The organism is Candidatus Nanopelagicus abundans (assembly GCF_002288305.1).
GTDB classification, from domain to species: domain Bacteria; phylum Actinomycetota; class Actinomycetes; order Nanopelagicales; family Nanopelagicaceae; genus Nanopelagicus; species Nanopelagicus abundans.
The window spans coordinates 990,218-1,011,522 of record NZ_CP016779.1 but is presented as its reverse complement, the minus strand read 5'-3'; the positions used below and the strand labels follow the sequence as shown (position 1 = coordinate 1,011,522).

Genomic DNA, 21,305 nt, shown 5'->3' with positions numbered 1-21,305 from the left:
AAAAGCACCATCTTCAAACTAAATCATCGCTGGCTTAAGTAGAAAAGCGGTTAGAACACTAGTAAAACCAATTGCAATTATTGCGGTATCAAGTAGCTCAAGGGCGGCAATCTTTACTCGCTTTGTAAAAGTTCTAATTACCCCAAAAAATAGCAGTGGATAAAAAAGTGAGTATAAAAATTCAGGTAGCCAAAGGGCAAGTGTTAATTCATAAAATGAACCCCAAGTAGATAGGAATGAACCAATACTCCAGATCACAAGTCCTGATCCGATCGTGACTGCAACAACCCGATCTGTTACTAAGGGTGCTTTAAAGGCGATGGCAGAAGCCATTAGGCCAATTAAATTAAACAAAACTAGATCGATATAAATATTAGGTTGAGCATAAATTAGCCTGAGTATCAGGTGGATCACAAGAAATCCACCGGTAACCCACTTTAGCCTCAGGTATAATTTCGAATTGTTCACAGCAAATAGTAAAATTACTTTTTACTAAGTTTTATGGTTTAGGAAAGGTTTAAGTGCAGGCACTCACTAGACGGTCATTTATTTGTGGAAGCGCAGCTGTTGCAGCCTTAACTGCGCTGCCTGCCGTCGCTGCTACCGGAGTTAAATCCTTAAAAAACGGTACTACTGTGATTGATTTGGCAGCAAATAAAACTCTATCTAATGTTGGCGGCTTACTTGAATTAAGTATAAAAAAGTATGGGAAAGTTGCGGTAGTTAGAACTTCAAAATCTTCAAAAGGTTTCTCAGTAATTAATCTTGCTTGTCCCCATGCGGGTGTGCTGGTCAGTAAAAGTAGTGATGGTTGGAGTTGTAGCCCACCAGGTCATGGATCTGTATTTGCTTTAAATGGCGCACTAAAAGTTGGTCCGGCTACTTCAGCGCTTAGATCAATTAAATTTACTGCAACAAGTAAGGCCTTAACAATAAGTTAATTTATCGCTGCTTTCTGCGAACATTAATTCCAATTTTTCTAACTAAAGGCCGTGGTGCGTACTGCGCGATAAGTGCCAGTATTTTATATTGCAGACCAGGAACAGATACAGATTTATTTTTTTGTGCATCTTTCCAAGATTTAGCAACTAATTTATCAGCATCTAACCACATAAAATTTGGTAGTCCGTTCATTCTCATTTTGCCTCTTTCATGAAATTCAGTACGGGTAAAGCCAGGACAAAGTGCACTAACTTTTATTTTTGTGCCTTTAAGTTCATTATTCAAATACTCAGAGAAAACAGTTAAGTATGATTTTGCTGCGCTATATGTACCACCAGCTATCCAACTCGCAATTGAACTAACATTAACAATTATTCCGTTATTTTGTTTAATCATGGTTGGTAATACTGCGTGAGTTAACCGCATTGGAGCGGTAACTAAAACATCTAGTAACTCTTGCTCCCGCTTTAAATCACTATCAATAAAGCTTTGCTTTATGCCAAATCCAGCATTATTAATTAAAACTGCAATTGGGTTGGCCTTATTTGCCAATCTGCTCTCAACTTTGGCTAGTTGTGCTGGCTTTGTTAAGTCAGCTTTTAATGTCTGGACTTTAATTTTATAAGCTTTATTTAGCTCTTTTGCTATCTTATTTAATCTAGGAAGATCTCTGGCAACTATTACTAAATCAAATCCTTCTCTTGCAAGCAGTCTTGCATAAGCTAAGCCAATTCCAGAACTAGCCCCAGTTACTAATGCTATTGCCATACTTTTTCTACCTTACTTTTTAATACCTGATGTGTCCTCATCGCGAATATGCCAAGAGGTTCCATACTCTTCTAGTAGATCTAAGAATGGTTTTGACTCAAACCACTCAGGTCCATTAACACCTAAAGGTTTCCAAGTGCCATTTTGAATTAACTCCATTGCAATAACTGGATTAATCGCGGTCTGCCAGACAACTGCTTGATCACCAAACTCCTTCATTGACCATGCGTTATCAACAACGTTATAGATGTAACAAGCTTTTGGATTTCCTTCTTTATCTAAACCTTTAATCAAAGCACCAGCACAGGTCTTACCGCGCATACGTTCACCTAAAGTTCCTGGATCTGGCAGGGACGCAGTTAATAGATCTCGTGGTGATACTGAAACTCCTTGCACATCAACAGTTTCCTTACGATCCATGCCAAGCATGTTGATTGTTTTTAAGATAGTAATGAACTCAGCGCCTAAGCCGTATTTAAAGTTAACTTTTTTAGCATCAATTTTTTGTGGAATTAAAACTACCTCTTCGTGCTCAACATTCACGCACTCAACAGGACCAATACCTTCTGGGAAATCAAAAATTTCAAGCTCTGAAAATGGTGTGGTGGTATACCAACCGCGTCCATCTTCCCAAACTAATGGTGGGTTTAGACACTCTTCAATTGTGGTCCAGATAGAAAATGATGGCGCAAAGTCATAACCCTCAACTCTTAAATTAGAACCATCTAATATTGTGCAGGAATCAATTCGGCTAAATAAATGCTCACTTGCATACTTTGCAAAAATATCACTCATACCTGGCTCAACACCCATACCGATTAGGGCATAGATTTTTCGCGCATCCCAGTTAAAGTCACGAGCAAACTGCTCATCGCCTAACTTCACTCCAGTTTCGGTAAATGGGTAATGCGGGTGCTTACGAGAAAGTGACATCGCCATATCTATGTAATTGGTATTTTCAATCTCACAAGCTAAAAAGATTGGCATAACAAATCTAGGATCAACTGCGTTAATTACTACATCAGGATCTGCTTTACGAATTAACTCCCTAATATCTTCAAGCTCAGCAGCATTTACCATCGCAGCAGAAAAGCGTGGATCTTTAACACGGGCAACCGCCTCTTCGGCACGAGATAGTGTGCGATCAGCAATCACCATAGATTCAATAAATGAACGACGTGATGCGATATTTGCAATCGCCCTACCAACTCCACCGGCGCCTATAACGAGGGCCTTCATGATATTTAACTCCAAACGAATTATTGTTAGTCTATCTCAGCGTTAATTTAATGACAAATCTACGCATGTTTATGCAATTGTTTTCAATTATTAATGATTTAAATTAGAATTAATCTATTAATAAATTTTTAAGATAAAAATTAAATATTGTCCCCGTAGCTCAGTGGATAGAGCAACCGCCTCCTAAGCGGTAGGTCGCAGGTTCAACTCCCGCCGGGGACGCAATAAGTTAGTGATTAATTGTAAAACGTTTCATAGATTTAGGTGCCCACCAATTACGCTCACCAAATAATCTCATTAACGCTGGCACCAAAAGAGCGCGAACTAATGTTGCATCTAAAAGTATTGCAAATGCCACACCAAAGCCAAGCATTTTAATTGAGGTAACACCACTTATCATGAAAGAAGCAAAAACAATTGCTAGTAATCCAGCTGCTGCAGTAATAATTCGCGCTGAGCGCTGTAAGCCAATTGCTACCGACTCAATGTTTGATTTACCAGCGTCATGCTCCTCTTTAATTCGAGATAGTAAAAACAACTCATAGTCCATCGATAATCCGAAGGCCACAACTGCTACTAAGATAATTGAGCCAGTATCAACTGCGCCAGTAACGGTGAAATCACCAACTAGCCATCGCAAATGCCCATCAACAAATATCCAGGTGATGGCTCCTAAAGTAGCGGCGAGGGATAAAATATTTAAGATTACAGCTTTAATTGGCAAGATAATTGATCCAGTAAATACAAATAATAAAATTAAAACACCTATTGCGATCCAAGTTAGTGCCCATGGCATAGTTTTTGCAATACCAATTTGAGTGTCTGCATAATCTGCAGCAATTCCGCCAATTAATGTTCCCTCTGGTGATTTTATTTCGCGGATATCTTTAATAAGTGATTCACCTTTTAATGTTCTTGGCGGCATTGAATGTACTGCGGTAATGCGTAGATCATCACCAAAAATTTGTGGTGGTGAGACTCGGACAATACCATCTACTTTAGCGACTTCAGAAATATACTTAGTTACCTCTGGCTGAACTAACGCACCCTTTGGTATAACAATTTCAACTGGATTTCCTTCTTGTCCTGGAAAACGATCTGAAATAATTTTTGAGGCAAATGCCGCTGGATTATTAGCAGGTAAAACTCTTGAATCAACTTGTGAGAAAACAATATTCTTAATTGGCGCAGCCAATATAGAAAGAAAAACTAGAGATAAAACCACAACTGCTAAAGGCCTGCGCATAACAAAACGAGCAGTCTGTGCCCATCTACCATCTTCTTTAGGGGTTATTGCACTCTTACGTATAACCGCTTTATCAATATTCTTTCCTAAGATTGCTAACAGCGCTGGTAGTGCAACAAGTGAACCTAACACGGCCATTATTACAACAGTTACGCCGGCATAACCAAATGATTTTAAAAACATAAGTGGGAATAGCATCAGTGAAGCCAACGTAATTACAATTGTTAATCCTGAATAAAACACAGTTTTACCAGCAGTGCTTACTGTTCGCTTGATTGCTTCATCTACTGATTTACCAGTATGTAATTCTTCTCGGAATCTATTAACGATTAGAAGTGAGTAATCGATGCCTAATCCAAGGCCTAGTCCGGTAATTAGGTTTAATGCAAAGATACTTACACCAGTAAAAAGAGTTAATAAGTACATAACTAAGAATGAACCTAGAATCGCTGATACTCCCACCAATAGGGGCATACCACTTGCGACAAGGCCTCCGAACACAAATACTAATAAAATAAAGGTTAACGGAATTGAAATAGCTTCAGAGAGCTTTATATCATCAGCAATTTTTTTATTAATAGCACTAGCAAATACACCAGTTCCGCTGGCATAAATTCTTAAATTTTCATAATTACCATCATATTTTTTTCCAACTTGCTCACCCAAGCTTTCAATAGCTTCCCATTCAACACTCTTGCTATAGATAAAAAGGAATGCTGAATTTCCATCACTGCTTTTAAGCGATGGCGCACCCCCTGCGGACCAGTAAGAAAGAGTTGATTCAACCCCTGGAATAGATTTAATTTCCTTTTCAAGTTTTGTCGCTGCTGCTACTGATTCAGGATTTGTTAATCCATTTTTTGTTTCAACTACTAGGACAACGACTGGCTCTTTTACTTTAAAAACATCAGTTAAATATTCAAAGGCTTTGGCTGAATCACTATTTAAGTCTGAGTAGCCACCGCTTTCTAACTTTCCAAAGACGGCTGAACCAATTCCTCCAGAGGCGATTATTGCTGCCACAAACAATGCAAAAATAAATTTCTTACGGCGCACGATAGCTGAGCCTAATTTCTCAAACATGATCACCTTTTCATCAATTTTACACAAGTGTTAGGTAGACTCATATTCTAATGAATAGAGATAAAGAATCAAAAAAAATTACTGATTTGGTATCAGGTGAAGTTAATCACCCGCTTTTACCTAAGATAACTAGTGATGAAGTTGATCTAGAAATTGATACCCGTCGAGATGATGAGATTAAACAAGATAAACCACCTCATCACAATTAATTCTCAGTTTTTGGCACTACCTTCTTTTCAACTTTTTTCTCTGGCTTACTTTCAGTTTTATCAGCAGGCTTCTCACTTTTTGTAACTGGTGATGACCTTGAATCTGTTTTGTAAAATCCACTACCTTTAAAGACAACCCCAACATTGTTATATACCTTACGAACCTCACCGCTACATTTTGGGCAAACCTCGATAGCAGCCTCAGTAAATGACTGGACTACTTCGAAAGCATGCTCACATTTATTACACAGGTACTCATAGGTTGGCATAGGAGATAATCTTAAGCAGGTGGGAAGATAAGGGCTAACTGAAGATGAGGGGTAGCGAAATGAAGCGGGGATTTCAATTACTTACCGCCTTGATGTTTTCTGTTATTTCAATCGCACCAGCTTTTTCAACTTCAATTGTGAGTACATCACCTACTGCCGGTTCTGTATTAAGTGTTGCGCCAACTGCAGTTACCATAAAAGCAAGCGCTGAACTTTCAGATGTGGCTAATGAAATGACTGTTACTGATCCAAATGGTGTGCGAGTAGATGATGGGTCTGTACAAATTCAAGGACAAGTTTTAATGGTTGGCTTAAAGCCACTAACTGTTTCAGGACTTTACACAGTCTCTTACACAATAATGGCAATTGCAGACGTGCCAACTGTTAGCAGTTTTACTTTTCTTTATAACGCACCAGCTGAAATGACTCTAGCAACCCCATCACCATCTCAGAGTGAGGTTAATACTCCAACTGCAAACCGCACTACCGATATATTTGTGATTGCCCTTCTAATTTTTGCATTTATTGTTTTAATATTTTTATCAAGGTATGCAAAGCAAACATTTAAAGCACCAGCAAAAGTTAGAAAGCCACCTATCCGAAAGAGTAATAGTAGGAAATTCCTAAAATAGGTGAGTGATTAATTGATAGAGATTTTATCGCCAATAAGTAAAGGCTTAATGCAGCTAACGGGAGTATTAAGTATTGGTTTATTACTAACGCTTAGTTTTCTAGATTCAGATATAAAAGGTGGTATTACTAATATAAAACTGGTTAAGAAAACCAAGGCCTTTCTTTTAACTTGGCTACTTACAACTTTTGCGTTTATTTTGATACAAATCTCTTATTTACTTCAGCAACCATTGGCATCATCATTTGATCTAACAGTAATTCGCTCTTATCTAACTCAGACTGCAATCGGTAAGAGTTATATAGTTCAAATAATCGGAATTATTCTCTTATTAAGTGTTGCCCTACGCAGAGTAATTACTACCTATCTAGGTTTATTAATAGCACTCATTGCAATTGTGGCGCCAGTTTTTCAAAGTCACGGTAGCTCATCAGGCCGACATGGCCTGGCAATCGGTGCCCTAGTAATTCATGTAATTGCTTTATCTTTTTGGGTTGGCGGTTTATTTGGTTTAACGCAATTAAGTAAGGAGCAAAAACTAATTGCACTGCCTAGATTTAGTGAATTAGCGCTGTGGAGTGCAATAACCGTGGTGATAACTGGTGCTGCAACAGCTTGGACTAGATTAGACAGCATCGAAGCTTGGCAAAGTAAGTATGGCGCAATTACATTACTTAAAATATCTTTAGCAGTAACACTTGTTGGATTTGGTGCATTACACCGCAGGTGGATTATTAAATCTGATTTTCCTTCCATTTTTAGATTAATTACTGCAGAAATTGCGATTATGTTTGCAACTATATTTGTTGGTAGTTGGCTATCAACTGTTGCTCCACCTAACCGAGTAGTTGAGTCAACGCCGGCAATACTAATTACTGGTATCGCTATGCCAGAGGCGCCAAATTTAACCCGCGTACTACTTGCATATGATGCTGATGGTTTAATGCTTGCACTTCTTATATTTGCAGTAGCACTTTATATAAAAGGTGTATTAATTCTAAGTAGGCGTGGTGTTAAGTGGCCAATTGGGCGAACTCTTGCATTTGCAATTGGGATTAGCGCAGTTGATTTTGCAACAAGTGGCGGACTAGGTGTTTATTCACGTTTTGCTTTTGCTAATCACATGATGGCGCACATGGTGCTTGGCATGATCGCACCGATTGGAATTGTGTTAGGTGCTCCAATTACTTTAGCTCTTCGTACTTTGCCGCAAGCAAGAAATAAAGAAGAATGGGGCGTGCGAGGTGCGTTTATTGCAATTTTGCATTCTAAATTATCGCGTATCTATACCAACCCAGTTGTGGCATTAGCCATATTTGATGGCTCATTATTTGCACTTTATTTCACACCACTATTTGGAAACTTAATGCAAGGTCACAGTGGTCACTTCTTTATGTCACTTCATTTTTTACTCGCCGGAATACTATTCTTCCAAGTACTAATTGGTATTGATCCAATGCCAAATAAAATTCCACACCTTGTAAAGATCATAATTATTTTTGCAGCAATGAGTATTCACGCCTTCTTCTCAATCTCAGTTATGTCAGCCACTACTCTGCTTGATAATGGATTCTTTGCGTTACTAGAGCGGCCTTGGGCTACTGATCTATTAGCAGATCAAAAACTAGGGGGCTCAATTGGATGGGCCATGGGTGAGATTCCAATTTTGCTCGCCTTACTTGCAACATTTATGCAGTGGCAGCGGGCGGATAAAAAAGAGGCGAACCGGATTGATCGGGCGGCTGATCGGGCTGCTGCTATGGGTGAAGATGATGAACTTGCTCAATACAACCGTTATTTAGCGCAGTTAAATCGGCGCGATTTATCACAATAGAATTACCCTATGTCAATGAATTCAGATATGGCTGCATTATTTGGTGATGAGTACCAATCATTACGCGAGAGTGTTAATGGCCTTGCTCAAAAAAAGATTGCACCATTTGCTCATGACGTTGATGAAAACTCACGTTACCCACAAGAAGCAGCAGATGCTTTGCAAGCAGCTGGCTTAGCTGCTGCGCATGTGCCAGTTGAATATGGCGGCCAGGGAGCGGATGCATTAGCTGCTGTAATAATTATTGAAGAAGTGGCAAGAGTTTGTGGTGCATCATCTTTAATTCCTGCAGTTAATAAATTAGGTTCAGTTCCATTAATGATTGCTGGAAATGAAGAGCAAAAGAAAAAATACTTAACTCAACTAGCAGATGGTAAAGGCTTCTCTTATTGCTTATCTGAATCAGAGGCTGGTTCAGATGCGGCTGCAATGAAAACTAAAGCGACAAAAGATGGTGATAGTTGGATTTTATCCGGCAGTAAAAAATGGATTTCAAATGCAGGTGTTTCAGAGTTTTACACCGTTCTAGCCTCAACTGATTTAAGTAAAGGCGCAAAAGGAATTTCTGCTTTTATTGTTGAAAAATCAGATGCAGGTGTTTCATTTGGAGCTCATGAAAAAAAGATGGGCTTTCGAGGATCACCAACGCGTGAGGTTTACTTTGATAATGTAAAAATTAGTGATGATCGCAGGTTAGGTGAAGTTGGAAGTGGATTTTCCCTTGCAATGAAAACTTTAGATCACACTCGAATTACTATTGCGGCGCAAGCACTTGGAATTGCCCAAGGTGCTTTAGATATTGCAAAAAAATATGCCCATGAGCGTCAACAATTTGGTAAACCAATCTTTGATTTCCAAGGAATTCAATTTATGTTGGCAGATATGGCAATGCAGATTGAAGCAGCTCGACAGTTGACCTATGCCGCAGCAGTTAAGAGCGAGCGAGGTGAAAAAGATTTAACCTTCTTCTCAGCTGCTAGTAAATGTTTTGCAACTGATGTTGCAATGAAGGTAACAACTGACGCCGTGCAAATTCTTGGTGGCTATGGATATGTAAGTGATTACCCAGTTGAGCGAATGATGCGAGATGCTAAATTAACTCAGATTTATGAGGGTACAAATCAGATTCAACGAGTTGTGATGGCTCGTAATCTTGACACTTTAACAAATTAAAATCTAACAACAATTTCAGGAGTTGCAGCAGCATCAATCTTTTCATCATGGGGTTGAATGGGTAAAATTTCACTTGTTAACTCACCATAATGAAGTAGTGCTATTTTAAAAGCCTTACTTCTAGATAATGCGCGATCATATGAACCACCACCTTGACCGAGGCGATTACCCATTCGATCAACATGTAGGGCGGGTAAAATGATTACATCTAACTCAACCTCTACTGCATCTCCAATTGGTTCGTAGATCTTTTCAACCTTTGTTAGATTTTCAGATGATCCATTCCAACTAACCCACTGGATATCATTATTTTCAAGTAATCTTGGCAGGAATACTTTCTTGCCATCTGCAATTAATCTTTGATTTACATCACTAGTTTCTGGCTCAAACTCATATGAGATATATGAAGCTACATTTGTTGCATTTTTTAACTCTGAAGCAGAGAGAATATGCAGCCAACTTTCAGTATTAAATCGATCCGCCCGCTGGCGGCGATATAACTTGCGTAACTCTGATTTATTTTGCTGCTTATCCATGCCCCTTACCTTAATTTATGGTGATGGCAAAGTAGGGTTTAGGTATGGATGAAATTCTCACCGTTGAGCAGCTGCAGGAGCGTCTACTCGAGCTGGCTAAGCCACTTGCTGCGCTAGATCTTCCACTCCTTGATTCACACGGGGCAACTTTGGCAAATGATCTATTAGTAGATGAGCAACTTGCGATAAAAAATGGACAACAAATTGGCTCCACCCAGATTGCACTTGCCGCATCCCTTGGCCTAGATCGCTTGCCTGCAAGACCACACCCGCGGGTAGTAATAATTAGCGCCGGTGATGATTTAGTTGAACCGGGTAGCAAATTAGCAAAAGACGATGATGAGTTTGAAAGTAACTCTTGGTTTTTAACAACATTTATGCGAGAAGCAGGTGCACATGCATTTCGAGTTCACACAATCCCTGAAACAGCTGAACAATTAAAACTTGTAATTGAGGATCAACTAGTTCGATCAGATTTAATTGTAATAAGCGGGGAATCAAAGGATGAATCTTTTGACCTTATTACATCAGTAATCTCACAGTTAGGTGAGATTAAAGTAGTAACTCCGAATCTAAATGAGAGCGGCAAGCATAGTTATGGCTTAATCGGTCCAGATAAAACACCGGTAATCACATTACCTGGGGATCCAATTGCAAATTATCTATCTACTGAAATATTTATTCGGCCAATGATTTTAAAGATGTTAGCAAGAACTCAAATTCACCGGCAAAACAAAAAAGTAAAATTAAGTAAAGCACTAGTTTTAAACTCTGATAAAGCCACCTATGTAAGAGCAAAACTTAACGCAGAGGGTCAAGTCACACCTCTTGCCAACCAGGAGTCACTAGCAACAATTTCTGATGCTGATTGTTTGATTGCGCTTTCTGAAAAAAGTAAAAAATTAAGCGCTGGAGATTTAGTAGAAATAGTAATGATAAATCGAGTGAGTAATTGAAAAAACTAGTTGATGGTGAATTATTATTAAAGCCAATTAGATTTCGAGATAAAGCCCAATGGGATAGCGTGCGCGCGGTAAATCGTGATTGGTTATCCCCATGGGAGGCAACTAGACCAAATATCGATCACAAATCTGCCCTACCTTCCTATTATGGAATGGTGATGCAATTAAATAGAGAGATGCGGGCACTTCGTTCAATTTCACTAGGGGTTTGGTTAAATGAAAATAAAGATCAGGTATTAATTGGCCAAATTACATTAGGTGGAATCATTTTTGGTGCAATGCGTGGAGCTCATATTGGTTATTGGATTGATCAGCGATTCGCTAATCGTGGTTACACCACAAGAGCGGTTAAACTCTTAACTAAGTTTGGCTTTGAGCAATTACGCCTGCACCGGATTGAAATTAATCTTCGACCAGAGAATGAAGCCTCAAAGCAGGTTGCAATAAAAGCAGGATTTTTACTAGAAGGTGCTCGTAATAACTACCTTCATATTGCAGGGGATTGGCGCGATCACGTTACTTTTGTTAAAGAGAACCCAGTAATAAAATAAAATTAAATTAGGACATACCTACCTAATTCCCCTTAAAACTAAGGTTTCACATTTATCGTTAGTCTTTATGGGTTCAGGTTTTATCTATTTAATCATCATGGGCATGTGGGCTGCTTATTTTCTGCCACAGTGGCTTAGTAAACATGAAGATAGTTCAGGTAAAGCTATCCAACGTTATAAAAATGCAATGCAAATAGTTGCTGAAAGTAATGGCAGTATTAAAAGTGAAAGTAAAGTTGAAGATAAAGATAAAATTTTCTTAAAACGTAGACTAATTTTTGGTTCACTATTTTCACTATACGCACTCTCTCTAACATGCGCAGTAATTGGATTTTTAGATTGGGTAACAACTCTTGTGCCACTAACTGGCATACTTATTTATTTTGTAAATGTTCGAAAACAGGTTATCGCTTCACAACTTAAAATGCGCAGACTTAAAGCACTCGAGCGAATCACTAACAGTAAGATCCCAACTACAGTTATTCCAGAGCGAGTTAAAGAAAAAAGTTCTAACGAACATTGGGTACCATTTGCAGATCGTGAAGAGATCACTGGAGTAGTAGTAGTTCCAAAAGATAGAAAAGGTTGGCAGCCAACTACTATTCCTAAACCTGTCTATACCACCGCTGCTAAAGCTATTCCTAGCAAGCGAATTATTGATTTAACAACAACTGGTCAATGGAGCGCTGAACAGGAGTTAATCAAGGCGTTATCTGGTCGAGATGATGATTTCTTTGATCAAGAAACTTTAATCGAGGTTAGCAAAGAGGTAAAAGCAGTAAATGAGTAAGTTTTAAATCCAACTCGGCAGCCACATTCGGCTTAGCCACTGGCTATATGGAATTTCAATACCAATATAAATAGGTAGAAGATAAACAAAGTTAATACCAACCACAAAGATGAATAACATGATTACTCTCTGATAATTACCATATTTAAGTAGTAAGTCAAAGCAATAAATTAAGGCCAAGATTAAAAAAGGCAGAATAGTGATTGAATAGAAGTAAAACATAGTTCGATCTTGATAAATAAACCAAGGTAAATATGTGCCAGCAAAACCTGCTAAAACTATCTCAGCTGATCTATTTGAAGTATTAATATAAAAACCAATAGTTATTGCAACTGCAATAATTGCGCTCCACCAAAGAAGTGGTGTTCCCATAGCTAAAATCTCTTGCGCACATTCCCCCGCCCCACAGCTATCACCACTTTCATAGTAAAAGGAGGTAGGCCTGCCTAGAACTAACCAACTCCAGGGATTTGCTGAGTAGGAGTGTTTTTCAACAAGATTTGTGTGAAAATTTAAAATTTCTAAATGATAATTCCAAAGGGATGAGATGGGATTTGAGCCAGAATTTCTCGCCCAGCCCTTATCACTGACAAACCAACCAATCCAGGAAGTGAAATAGATAGCCATAGGTAGGAAAAAAAATTGAACAACTCTTTTAAGTATCTGGCTTAGATTTATTTCTTTAATCTTTAAAGTAAGCAAAAGTAAAATTGGAATTAAAAAAGCTGCACTCCATTTTGTTGATAGCCCAAGTCCAATTGCCATACCACTTAACCAATAATTTTCCTTTAATAAAAAATAAAAAGTAAGCAGTATAAAAAACATTAAAAATATATCAAGTAGTGCAACTCTAGACATTACTAAACTAAGCCCATCTACTGCCATTAATAAGGCTGCTGATAAAGCTAAAAACTCTGATTTAAATAATCGCTTTGCAATTAAATAAATTAGTAGTACAGAGGCGCTACCAAAGAGTGCTGAGCTACTGCGCCAACCAAACTCGTTGTTGCCAAATATTTTTATACCGATACCAATTAACCATTTTCCAAATGGTGGGTGAACAACAAATTCAGATCCTCCTTGTTGATCTAATTCAACCCCGGAAGAAATTAAAGAGTAGGCATTTTTTGCATAGTAAATTTCATCAAAAATATAACCTTTTGGAGTATCTAATCGCCAAAGCCGAAAGCTCAGTGCAAAGGTAAGGATTGCAGAAATTGGTGAGATCCTGCGCAGTAGGGCTAAATCCATAGCAACAGCCTAAGTCCTGTTGTAAAGCAGGAAGTGAAATAACCTGAGAGAATTACCAAATGTTAATTCTGGCCTGCCTACCAATCGGTGATGTGCGCGATGCTTCCGCTCACCTTATTCAGGTGATATCAAATGCTGAGTTTGTTGCAGCTGAAGATTCTCGAAAATTTGCCAGATTATGTCAAGATCTAGAAATTAAACATAGCGCGAAAGTAATTTCATTTTTTGAAGGTAATGAGAATGAAAAAATTGAAGAGTTATCCCTAATTCTAAAATCTGGAAAAGATATTTTGGTAGTAACAGATGCTGGCGTGCCAGCAATATCTGATCCTGGTTATAGATTAATTAGAGCCGCACTTGCTGAAAAGATTCAAATTAAAGTACTGCCTGGGCCAAGTGCGGTTACTACTGCGCTATTACTTTCTGGCTTACCTACTGATCGATTCTGCTTTGAGGGTTTCCCGCCTCGAACTAGTGGTGCAAGAGTTAAATGGTTTACCGACCTTAGACAGGAAGAGCGAACAATTATTTTCTTTGAAGCACCACATCGAATAATTCAATCCCTAACAGATGCTGGTAGTGCATTTGGATTAGATCGAAATGGTGCAGTATGTCGAGAGATGAGTAAGAATTATGAAGAGGTAGTGCGAGGACCAATCTCAGAGTTAATTACTTGGGCAAATTCAAAAGAGATCTTAGGTGAGATAACAGTTGTAATTGAAGGATTTGATCCAAGTAGTAGGCAGTTCTCAGTTGAGGATTTAATTAAATTAGTTCTAGCTCATGAAGTGAGCGGTGAGAGTAGAAAGAGTGCTATCGCACTAGTTGCTAAGGAGAATTCGGTCTCAAAGCGAGTTGTATTTGATGCCATGGTTACCCACAAAAGTGAGGATAAGATCTGATCATGGCAGCTGATAAATCCTTTTATTTAACTACGCCTATTTATTATGTAAATGATGCCCCGCATATTGGCCATGCATACACAACTGTTGCTGGTGATGTATTAACCCGTTGGCATCGCCAACGCGGTGAATCTGTTTGGTTTTTAACTGGCACCGATGAACATGGTCAAAAGGTTTTAAATACTGCGCAAAGTAATAACACTAAACCACAAGATTGGTGTGACAGATTAGTGGATTCTGCCTGGAAGCCGGTTTGGCAGGATTTAAATATCGCAAATGATGATTTTATTAGAACCACAGAGAAACGTCACACAATACGGGTACAAAACTTTTTGCAAGGCTTAAAAGATGCCGGCCATATTTATGCCGGTAAATTTGAAGGCCCATATTGCATAGGCTGTGAAGAGTTTAAATTACCTGGTGATTTAGATAAAGGTATGTGCAAGATTCACTCTAAGCCAGTTGAGATGCTTAGTGAAGATAATTGGTTTTTTAAGTTATCTGCCTTTGTAGGTCCACTACTTGAACACTACAAATCAAATCCTGGTGCATGTGAGCCAGCTTCTGCTCGCAATGAGGTTATTTCATTTTTAGAGGGTGAGGTTAGAGATCTTTCAATCTCACGTTCCACATTTGATTGGGGCATTCCCGTTCCTTGGGATACAAAACAAGTTATTTATGTTTGGTTTGATGCTCTTCTAAATTATGCCACCGCAGTTGGATTAGGTGATGAGCCTGATTCTGAAGGTGGGAAAAAATTTGCTAAAACTTGGCCAGCAGATGTTCACTTAGTTGGTAAAGATATTTTGCGCTTTCACGCAATAATTTGGCCGGCAATGTTAATGGCGGCAGGAGTAGCTGTTCCTAAAAAAGTATTTGCCCATGGTTGGTTATTAGTAGGTGGTGAAAAAATGTCAAAGAGTAAGTTAACTGGCATTGCCCCTAGTGATATCACCAAAGATTTTGGCGTAGATGCATTTAGGTATTACTTTCTAAAAGCAATTCCATTTGGCTCTGATGGCTCATTTTCTTGGGAGGATATGGCGGCTAGATACACCAGCGAATTAGCAAATGATTTTGGTAACTTAGCGTCTAGATTAATTGCGATGATTGAAAAGTATTGTGATAATAAAATTCCGCAGGTGGCAAAAGATAATGAGTTAGCTCAAAGCCTTACTCAAACAGTTAAAACCGCTGATGATGCTATTTGCGCACTTGATTTTCAAGGCGGAATAAATGCAATAATGGATTTTTGTAAGCAGGTAAATGGTTATGTAACAATTAAACAACCATGGGTAGTGGCTAAAGATGCTGCCAATAAAGCGCAGCTAGATGAAATTTTATATAACACCGCAGAATCACTTCGCGCCCTAGCGGTATTACTTCACCCAGTTATGCCAGAGGTGACAGAAAAACTTTGGCAAAGTTTAGGTGCATCATCATTAGGTGCGATTGGTGATCAACAAATATCTAAGGTTTCAAATTGGGGACAATTACCAGCTGGCAGCGTAGTAACTAAAACAGAAGTTTTATTTCCACGGCTAGAAGAGGTTAAGTAATTTATGGCAGATCGTCATAATCGCGATCTTGATCGAAAGCCGGGACCACTTCCTGATCCAATTAATTCAAAGACAGTTGATACTCACGCCCACCTTGAGTTAATTCATAACAGTGAAGCTAATTCACCTTTAATTAAGCAAACATTAGATGAAGCTGCCTCAGTTGGTATTGATCGAGTTGTGCAGGTTGGCTACTCCGCTGAGCAATCAATTTGGTCTGTTAAGTGCGCTGAAGCTTTTGTTGGCCAAGTTTTAGCAGCAGTTGCGCTGCATCCAAATGAGGCGCCAGTAGTAGATGACTTAGAAAAAGATTTAGCAATTATCCAAGGATTAGCTTCTAATCCAAGAGTTAGAGCAATTGGTGAAACCGGTCTTGATTTTTTTAGAACAGAGCCGGCGCTGCAAGAAAAACAAAAATACTCATTTAAACGTCACATAAAAATGGCTAAAGATCACAATAAGGCGCTAGTAATTCATGATCGTGATTCACACCAAGCGGTATTAGATCTTTTAGCTGAAGAAGGTGCACCTAGTAACACAATTTTTCATTGTTTTTCTGGTGATGTAGCAATGGCAAAAGAGTGTATTGCAAATAAGTATTATCTTTCCTTTGCTGGAACTGTTACTTTTAAAAATGCACCAGAGCTTCGGCAAGCAGCAGCTCTTGTGCCACTTAATCAGATATTAGTTGAGACTGATTCACCGTTTTTAGCTCCCATGCCAAATCGTGGATCACTTAACACACCAGCTCAAATACCAAACACCTTAAGAGTGTTAGCAGATGTGCGAGGTGAATCAGTTGATTATCTAGCAGCTGCCATCTCTGAAAATGCAGAGCGTATTTTTGGAAAGTTTTAAGTGATGAATTTATTAGGGGCGGCGCAAATAAGAGCCCTTGCTGAAAAACTTGATTTAAAGCCAACAAAAAAGCTTGGTCAAAACTTTGTAATTGATGCAAACATCTGCCGAAAAATTGTTAAGTTAGCGCAAGTAAGTGAATCAGATATCGCACTTGAAATAGGACCTGGCTTAGGCTCACTCACGCTCGCCCTACTTGAGCAAACTAAGCAGGTAGTGGCAGTTGAAATTGATAATCGCTTAGCTAATCAATTACCAATTACTGTTACTGAGAATGGTTTTTCTAATGAAAAATTAATTGTTATAAATGAAGATGCGATGACTCTAAAGCACTTAGATATTAAGCCAACAGTTTTAGTAGCAAATCTTCCATATAACATTTCAGTTCCAGTATTACTTAATGTTCTTGAATATTTTCCATCTATTACTAAAGGCGTAGTGATGGTACAAACTGAGGTGGCAGAGCGATTGGCAGCTCTTCCTGATAATAAACAGTATGGCGCACCTACTGTTAAAGCTAATTGGTGGAGCACACTTGAGCTATCTGCTTCAGTTAGTCGATCAGTTTTTTGGCCTATCCCAAATGTTGATTCATCTTTAGTTAGATTTGATCGCCATCCACCACTGGGGGATGAGGTGCAACGAGTTGCCACATTCACCATCATTGATCAAGCATTTGCTAAGCGGCGCAAGATGATGCGATCAGCACTTTCGCAGTTGCTAGGAGTAAATGCAGTTAACCTGTTAGAGGCTGCTGGGATTGATCCAACTATTCGTGGTGAGGCGCTCTCAGTAAAAGAATTTTTAGAGATTGGTAAACAATTAGTTAAGCAAAATTCCACACCATTAGATACTTAACCAATACGCTCTAGGGTATGAGATCACGGGGTGTAATTGCCAGGGTACCAGCTAAGGTCAATCTGCAACTAGCAGTTGGCCCACTAGGTACTGATGGATTTCATGAAGTTACTACGGTCTTTCAAGCAATCTCACTCTTTGATGATGTAACAGTTGAAACAGCGGCAGAAAATAATGGTATTTCAATTCAAGTTACTGGGCAGACTTCAACTGGTGTGCCATCTGATAGCTCAAACCTTGCAGTTAAAGCCGCAACATTAATGATTAAAAATTATGATCTGCCTAGTGATATAAATATTAAATTAAAAAAAGAGATTCCAGTTGCTGGCGGTATGGCAGGTGGCAGCGCAGATGCTGCTGGAGTAATTGTTGGTCTTGACTCTTTATTTGAGTTAGGACTTTCCAGGGATGAGATGGAGATGGTTGGAAGTAAAATAGGCACTGATGTGCCATTTTCAATATGTGGTGGAGTAGCAATTGGAACTGGGCGAGGTGATCAAATAACTCCAGCACTTTTTAAAGGAAGTTATAACTGGGTACTTGCACTTTCAGGTCAAGGATTAGCCACACCATCTGTTTACGCAGAGTGTGATCGCTTGCGCGAGGGATTATCAATTTCAACACCAGTAGTTAGTGAACATTTAATGCAAGCACTTAGAGCGGGGGATGCTAAAGCATTAGGTAAATCGTTATCAAATGATTTACAACCAGCTGCCTGCTCACTACGGCCAGCTCTTCGATTAGTTTTAGATGTTGGTCTTGATTATGGCGCATTAGGTGGAATCGTCTCTGGTTCAGGTCCAACAGTTGCATTCTTAGTAAAAGATGAAGAGCATGCAATGGACTTAACCGTTGCATTAAGTAGTAGTGGGGTAATTTCATCAGTTGTTAGAGCAAGCGGAGCGGTTGCGGGGGCTCGAATAATTGAAAGTTTTTAATTTAACCAGTTATAAGGGATAATTCAGGTTCCGCCATTGTGTAGTGGCTAGCACATGAGCCTTTGAAGCTCAGGGTCCAGGATCGATACCTGGTGGCGGAGCCACCAAGAAAAAAGGGGGTAGTGATGAGTAAGTTAGAACTTGTCATTGTCCTAGCGGCCGGTGATAGCAAGCGAATGAAATCTGAAACCTCAAAGGTATTACATGAAATAGCTGGTCGAAGTGTTATCCAGAATTTATTAGCAGCGCTTACTCCACTTTCTGCAAAAAATTTAACCGTGGTAGTCGGCGCCCAAAAAGAGGCGGTAGCTGCGCACCTGTTAAAGATTGCGCCAAATGCAAAGTGTGTAGTGCAAGAAAAGCGAGATGGTACCGGATCTGCAACCGCGCTCGCCTTAGCAGAACATAAAGGTGATGGCACTGTCCTAGTTTTAGCCGGAGACACCCCGCTACTTACCAATCAAACATTAAGTGAATTTGTAAAAGCCCATCAAGATAATGAGAGCCCAGCTTCAGTCTTAACTGCCCTACTTCCTGATCCAAGTGGATACGGCCGGATAATTAGGGGTGATGATGGTGTGATCTTAAAAATTATTGAAGAAAAAGATGCTTCAGATTCTGAAAAAGATATTGATGAGATTAATACCGGAGTCTACTTATTTGATATTAAATTACTCCGCTCGGTAATTACTAACCTTAAGAGTAATAACTCCCAAAAGGAGCTATACCTAACTGATGTAATTGGCTTAATTAATGAGAGTGGAAAAAGTGCTTACGCAATCCTTTCCAATGATTACACCGAAACTTTAGGTATAAATGATCGAAGCCAATTAGCTGAATGCGCTGCAATTATGCGTGATCGAATAAATCATCAGCATATGCTAAATGGGGTAAGCATTATTGATCCAACTACTACTTGGATTGACGCCGATGTTGTTATTGAATCTGATGTTTTAATTTATCCCGGCACATCAATTACCGGTAATAGTAAAATTAAATCTGGCGCCATTATTGGCCCACGCTCAGTAATTAACTCTTGCCAAATAGATACTGGGGCTAAGGTAATTGAATCAAATTGCACCGATTCAAAGATAGGTAAAGATGCGAAGGTCGGGCCATATACATACCTACGCAAAGGCAGCGTATTAGATAGTGAAAGTAAAGTAGGCGCCTTTGTTGAGATTAAAAATTCAACTATTGGACAAGGATCAAAGGTTGCCCATCTTTCATATGTGGGAGATGCTCAAATTGGTGAAGAGAGCAATATTGGTGCTGGCACAATATTTGTTAATTATGATGGTGAAAATAAGTACCAAACTGAGATTGGTGATCATGTAAGAATTGGTAGTGACACCATGCTGGTGGCTCCAGTAAGCATCGGTGATGGCGCCTATACCGCAGCCGGCTCTGTGGTCAATGAGGATGTGCCAGCGGGTGCGATTGCAATCGCACGCTCTCGCCAAGTAAATATCTTAGGTTGGGTGCTACGTAAACGAAAAGGAAGCAAATCTGCTGCAGCAGCAAAAAAGGCTGGTGCAAAAGAGTGATTAATTTCTAGTAGAGTTAACCTAGATTCACCACAGTGAGGGGGAAGCTAACCTGAATGAGATTCGCTTAGCCTCCGAGAAAAGTTTGCGCTTATTTACTGGCCGGGCTTACCCAGAGTTAGCAGATGAGGTTGCCTACGAGTTAGGTATCCCAATTACACCAACATCAGCATATGACTTTGCTAATGGTGAAATTTTTATCAGATTCGAAGAAAGTGTTCGCGGCTCTGATGCATTTGTACTACAAAGTCATAGCGCTCCGGTAAATAAACAAATCATGGAGCAGTTAATTATGGTTGATGCACTTAAGCGAGCATCTGCGAAACGAATTACTGTAATCCTTCCCTTTTATGGTTATGCCCGCCAAGATAAAAAACACCGAGGTCGTGAGCCAATCTCGGCAAGATTAATGGCAGATCTTTTTAAAACAGCAGGAGCTGATCGCTTAATGTGTGTAGATCTACACACCTCTCAAATTCAAGGATTCTTTGATGGACCAGTTGATCACTTATTTGCTCTTCCACTTTTAACAAATTATGTTGGTAGCAAAGTTGATCGCAAGAATTTAGTAATTGTTTCCCCAGACTCAGGCCGGGTTAGAGTAGCAGAGAGATGGAGTGAATTACTTGGCGGCTGCAGCATCGCATTTATCCATAAAACCCGTGATCCAAAGGTTCCTAATGAGGCAACAGTTGGCAAAGTTGTTGGAGATGTTAAAGGTATGACCTGCGTTGTTATTGATGACATGATCGACACAGCTGGCACCGTAACTAAAGCAGTAGATGCGTTAATTGAAGAGGGTGCTAAGGATGTAATCATTGCTGCAACACATGCCGTGCTTTCAGGCCCAGCCGTTGATAGATTAAAGAAATCTAGAGTCTCTGAGGTAGTAGTGACAAATACATTGCCAATATCTGAGGAAAACCGCTTTGATAACCTAACAGTTCTTTCAATTGCACCACTGCTAGCCCGAGCAATTAAAGAGGTGTTTGAAGATGGATCAGTTACTAGTCTTTTTGATGGACACAGTTAAAATAGTTTTTTAATAGATCAAACTTGCGCCCGTAGCTCAACGGATAGAGCATCTGACTTCGGATCAGAAGGTTCGGGGTTCGAATCCCTGCGGGCGCACCATTGATTTGTCCTTTTACCTATCTAT

At 39.4% G+C, this 21,305-nt stretch carries 22 protein-coding genes and 3 tRNA genes; 18 read left to right on the top strand and 7 right to left on the bottom strand.

Annotated elements, in window-relative coordinates:
- Positions 1–18: 18 nt before the first annotated feature.
- Positions 19–333 carry a hypothetical protein gene (locus tag B1sIIB91_RS06095; RefSeq protein ID WP_223298593.1) on the bottom strand — a complete coding sequence of 105 codons (315 nt, stop codon included), beginning with the start codon at positions 331–333 and terminating at the stop codon, positions 19–21.
- 188 nt (positions 334–521) lie between these two features.
- On the opposite strand from B1sIIB91_RS06095, the gene B1sIIB91_RS05225 reads away from it, so the two are divergent.
- A complete protein-coding gene (locus tag B1sIIB91_RS05225; protein ID WP_095688530.1) occupies positions 522–941 on the top strand; it encodes a QcrA and Rieske domain-containing protein in 420 nt (139 codons plus the stop codon).
- A gap of 1 nt (position 942) precedes the next feature.
- On the opposite strand, the gene B1sIIB91_RS05220 is transcribed toward B1sIIB91_RS05225, so the two are convergent.
- Both B1sIIB91_RS05220 and B1sIIB91_RS05215 read right to left on the bottom strand, forming a co-directional pair.
- Positions 943–1,710 carry an SDR family NAD(P)-dependent oxidoreductase gene (locus B1sIIB91_RS05220; protein ID WP_095688529.1) on the bottom strand — a complete coding sequence of 256 codons (768 nt, stop codon included), beginning with the start codon at positions 1,708–1,710 and terminating at the stop codon, positions 943–945.
- A 12-nt stretch (positions 1,711–1,722) separates the two neighbouring features.
- On the bottom strand, positions 1,723–2,949 hold the full coding sequence (locus B1sIIB91_RS05215; RefSeq protein ID WP_095688528.1) for a saccharopine dehydrogenase family protein: 1,227 nt from the start codon (positions 2,947–2,949) through the stop codon (positions 1,723–1,725).
- A 149-nt stretch (positions 2,950–3,098) separates the two neighbouring features.
- On the opposite strand from B1sIIB91_RS05215, the gene B1sIIB91_RS05210 reads away from it, so the two are divergent.
- Positions 3,099–3,171, top strand: a tRNA-Arg gene (locus tag B1sIIB91_RS05210).
- Positions 3,172–3,178: 7 nt separating this feature from the next.
- Here B1sIIB91_RS05210 and B1sIIB91_RS05205 read toward each other — a convergent pair.
- Positions 3,179–5,278 carry an MMPL family transporter gene (locus B1sIIB91_RS05205; RefSeq protein ID WP_095688527.1) on the bottom strand — a complete coding sequence of 700 codons (2,100 nt, stop codon included), beginning with the start codon at positions 5,276–5,278 and terminating at the stop codon, positions 3,179–3,181.
- A 50-nt stretch (positions 5,279–5,328) separates the two neighbouring features.
- On the opposite strand from B1sIIB91_RS05205, the gene B1sIIB91_RS06080 reads away from it, so the two are divergent.
- On the top strand, positions 5,329–5,487 hold the full coding sequence (locus B1sIIB91_RS06080) for a hypothetical protein (protein WP_190279169.1): 159 nt from the start codon (positions 5,329–5,331) through the stop codon (positions 5,485–5,487).
- Here the strand turns inward: B1sIIB91_RS06080 and B1sIIB91_RS05200 are convergent.
- Entirely contained in the window at positions 5,484–5,756 is a 273-nt protein-coding gene (locus B1sIIB91_RS05200) for an FmdB family zinc ribbon protein (RefSeq protein WP_018226792.1), read from the bottom strand. The two genes, B1sIIB91_RS06080 and B1sIIB91_RS05200, sit on opposite strands and share 4 nt — an antisense overlap.
- A gap of 59 nt (positions 5,757–5,815) precedes the next feature.
- On the opposite strand from B1sIIB91_RS05200, the gene B1sIIB91_RS05195 reads away from it, so the two are divergent.
- Genes B1sIIB91_RS05195 through B1sIIB91_RS05185 form a run of 3 tightly spaced genes read left to right on the top strand, consistent with a single transcriptional unit; the run spans position 5,816 to position 9,394 of the window.
- Entirely contained in the window at positions 5,816–6,388 is a 573-nt protein-coding gene (locus B1sIIB91_RS05195; RefSeq protein WP_223298592.1) for a copper resistance CopC family protein, read from the top strand.
- A 12-nt stretch (positions 6,389–6,400) separates the two neighbouring features.
- Positions 6,401–8,221, top strand: a complete 1,821-nt coding sequence (locus B1sIIB91_RS05190) for a bifunctional copper resistance protein CopD/cytochrome c oxidase assembly protein (protein WP_223298591.1) — start codon at positions 6,401–6,403, stop codon at positions 8,219–8,221.
- Between the two features lie 9 nt (positions 8,222–8,230).
- Positions 8,231–9,394, top strand: a complete 1,164-nt coding sequence (locus B1sIIB91_RS05185) for an acyl-CoA dehydrogenase family protein (protein WP_190279168.1) — start codon at positions 8,231–8,233, stop codon at positions 9,392–9,394.
- Here the strand turns inward: B1sIIB91_RS05185 and B1sIIB91_RS05180 are convergent.
- Positions 9,391–9,930 (bottom strand): 5-formyltetrahydrofolate cyclo-ligase, encoded by a 540-nt coding sequence (locus B1sIIB91_RS05180; RefSeq protein WP_018226959.1) that lies wholly within the window; start codon positions 9,928–9,930, stop codon positions 9,391–9,393. The two genes, B1sIIB91_RS05185 and B1sIIB91_RS05180, sit on opposite strands and share 4 nt — an antisense overlap.
- A 44-nt stretch (positions 9,931–9,974) precedes the next feature.
- Here B1sIIB91_RS05180 and B1sIIB91_RS05175 point away from each other — a divergent pair, with 44 nt between their 5' ends.
- The 3 genes from B1sIIB91_RS05175 to B1sIIB91_RS05165 all read left to right on the top strand — a co-directional run bounded on the left by B1sIIB91_RS05175 (position 9,975) and on the right by B1sIIB91_RS05165 (position 12,233).
- A complete protein-coding gene (locus B1sIIB91_RS05175) occupies positions 9,975–10,886 on the top strand; it encodes a molybdopterin-binding protein (protein WP_095688526.1) in 912 nt (303 codons plus the stop codon).
- Entirely contained in the window at positions 10,883–11,443 is a 561-nt protein-coding gene (locus B1sIIB91_RS05170) for a GNAT family N-acetyltransferase (RefSeq protein WP_095688525.1), read from the top strand. Before B1sIIB91_RS05175 ends, B1sIIB91_RS05170 begins: the two co-directional genes overlap by 4 nt.
- Before the next feature lie 67 nt (positions 11,444–11,510).
- Entirely contained in the window at positions 11,511–12,233 is a 723-nt protein-coding gene (locus B1sIIB91_RS05165; RefSeq protein ID WP_095688524.1) for a hypothetical protein, read from the top strand.
- A gap of 3 nt (positions 12,234–12,236) precedes the next feature.
- Here B1sIIB91_RS05165 and B1sIIB91_RS05160 read toward each other — a convergent pair whose 3' ends face one another.
- The gene (locus tag B1sIIB91_RS05160; protein ID WP_095688523.1) at positions 12,237–13,484 is read right to left on the bottom strand and encodes a dolichyl-phosphate-mannose--protein mannosyltransferase; all 1,248 of its coding nucleotides are present in this window, start codon (positions 13,482–13,484) and stop codon (positions 12,237–12,239) included.
- A 59-nt stretch (positions 13,485–13,543) separates the two neighbouring features.
- Between B1sIIB91_RS05160 and rsmI the strand changes: the two genes are divergently transcribed.
- From rsmI to B1sIIB91_RS05115, 9 genes are all read left to right on the top strand, one after another.
- The gene (gene rsmI / locus B1sIIB91_RS05155) at positions 13,544–14,386 is read left to right on the top strand and encodes a 16S rRNA (cytidine(1402)-2'-O)-methyltransferase (protein ID WP_095688522.1); all 843 of its coding nucleotides are present in this window, start codon (positions 13,544–13,546) and stop codon (positions 14,384–14,386) included.
- Between the two features lie 2 nt (positions 14,387–14,388).
- Entirely contained in the window at positions 14,389–15,945 is a 1,557-nt protein-coding gene (gene metG, locus B1sIIB91_RS05150; protein WP_095688521.1) for a methionine--tRNA ligase, read from the top strand.
- A gap of 3 nt (positions 15,946–15,948) precedes the next feature.
- Positions 15,949–16,803 carry a TatD family hydrolase gene (locus B1sIIB91_RS05145; protein ID WP_095688520.1) on the top strand — a complete coding sequence of 285 codons (855 nt, stop codon included), beginning with the start codon at positions 15,949–15,951 and terminating at the stop codon, positions 16,801–16,803.
- Positions 16,804–16,806: 3 nt separating this feature from the next.
- Complete coding sequence (gene rsmA, locus B1sIIB91_RS05140) at positions 16,807–17,661, top strand: 16S rRNA (adenine(1518)-N(6)/adenine(1519)-N(6))-dimethyltransferase RsmA (protein WP_049798947.1); 855 nt, start codon at positions 16,807–16,809, stop codon at positions 17,659–17,661.
- 17 nt (positions 17,662–17,678) lie between these two features.
- A complete protein-coding gene (locus B1sIIB91_RS05135) occupies positions 17,679–18,599 on the top strand; it encodes a 4-(cytidine 5'-diphospho)-2-C-methyl-D-erythritol kinase (protein WP_095688519.1) in 921 nt (306 codons plus the stop codon).
- Positions 18,600–18,628: 29 nt separating this feature from the next.
- Positions 18,629–18,703: transfer RNA gene (locus tag B1sIIB91_RS05130), tRNA-Gln, on the top strand.
- Between the two features lie 21 nt (positions 18,704–18,724).
- Positions 18,725–20,146: a bifunctional UDP-N-acetylglucosamine diphosphorylase/glucosamine-1-phosphate N-acetyltransferase GlmU gene (gene glmU, locus B1sIIB91_RS05125; protein WP_095688518.1), complete on the top strand. Its 1,422-nt coding sequence runs from the start codon at positions 18,725–18,727 to the stop codon at positions 20,144–20,146.
- Between the two features lie 52 nt (positions 20,147–20,198).
- Complete coding sequence (locus B1sIIB91_RS05120) at positions 20,199–21,179, top strand: ribose-phosphate diphosphokinase (RefSeq protein WP_026371326.1); 981 nt, start codon at positions 20,199–20,201, stop codon at positions 21,177–21,179.
- A gap of 25 nt (positions 21,180–21,204) precedes the next feature.
- Positions 21,205–21,280: transfer RNA gene (locus B1sIIB91_RS05115), tRNA-Arg, on the top strand.
- The last annotated feature ends 25 nt before the right edge of the window (positions 21,281–21,305 follow it).

Bases quoted from the DNA above. Each gene is read 5' to 3' on its own strand.
- B1sIIB91_RS06095 (WP_223298593.1), bottom strand. From the start codon at position 333: ATGGCTTCTGCCATCGCCTTTAAAGCACCCTTAGTAACAGATCGGGTT.
- B1sIIB91_RS05180 (WP_018226959.1), bottom strand. From the start codon at position 9,930: ATGGATAAGCAGCAAAATAAATCAGAGTTACGCAAGTTATATCGCCGC.
- rsmA (WP_049798947.1), top strand. From the start codon at position 16,807: ATGAATTTATTAGGGGCGGCGCAAATAAGAGCCCTTGCTGAAAAACTT.
- B1sIIB91_RS05165 (WP_095688524.1), top strand. From the start codon at position 11,511: ATGGGTTCAGGTTTTATCTATTTAATCATCATGGGCATGTGGGCTGCT.
- B1sIIB91_RS06080 (WP_190279169.1), top strand. From the start codon at position 5,329: ATGAATAGAGATAAAGAATCAAAAAAAATTACTGATTTGGTATCAGGT.
- glmU (WP_095688518.1), top strand. From the start codon at position 18,725: ATGAGTAAGTTAGAACTTGTCATTGTCCTAGCGGCCGGTGATAGCAAG.
- B1sIIB91_RS05175 (WP_095688526.1), top strand. From the start codon at position 9,975: ATGGATGAAATTCTCACCGTTGAGCAGCTGCAGGAGCGTCTACTCGAG.
- B1sIIB91_RS05200 (WP_018226792.1), bottom strand. From the start codon at position 5,756: ATGCCAACCTATGAGTACCTGTGTAATAAATGTGAGCATGCTTTCGAA.
- B1sIIB91_RS05205 (WP_095688527.1), bottom strand. From the start codon at position 5,278: ATGTTTGAGAAATTAGGCTCAGCTATCGTGCGCCGTAAGAAATTTATT.
- B1sIIB91_RS05145 (WP_095688520.1), top strand. From the start codon at position 15,949: ATGGCAGATCGTCATAATCGCGATCTTGATCGAAAGCCGGGACCACTT.
- B1sIIB91_RS05135 (WP_095688519.1), top strand. From the start codon at position 17,679: ATGAGATCACGGGGTGTAATTGCCAGGGTACCAGCTAAGGTCAATCTG.
- B1sIIB91_RS05195 (WP_223298592.1), top strand. From the start codon at position 5,816: ATGAAGCGGGGATTTCAATTACTTACCGCCTTGATGTTTTCTGTTATT.
- metG (WP_095688521.1), top strand. From the start codon at position 14,389: ATGGCAGCTGATAAATCCTTTTATTTAACTACGCCTATTTATTATGTA.
- B1sIIB91_RS05215 (WP_095688528.1), bottom strand. From the start codon at position 2,949: ATGAAGGCCCTCGTTATAGGCGCCGGTGGAGTTGGTAGGGCGATTGCA.
- B1sIIB91_RS05185 (WP_190279168.1), top strand. From the start codon at position 8,231: ATGTCAATGAATTCAGATATGGCTGCATTATTTGGTGATGAGTACCAA.
- B1sIIB91_RS05160 (WP_095688523.1), bottom strand. From the start codon at position 13,484: ATGGATTTAGCCCTACTGCGCAGGATCTCACCAATTTCTGCAATCCTT.
- rsmI (WP_095688522.1), top strand. From the start codon at position 13,544: ATGTTAATTCTGGCCTGCCTACCAATCGGTGATGTGCGCGATGCTTCC.
- B1sIIB91_RS05220 (WP_095688529.1), bottom strand. From the start codon at position 1,710: ATGGCAATAGCATTAGTAACTGGGGCTAGTTCTGGAATTGGCTTAGCT.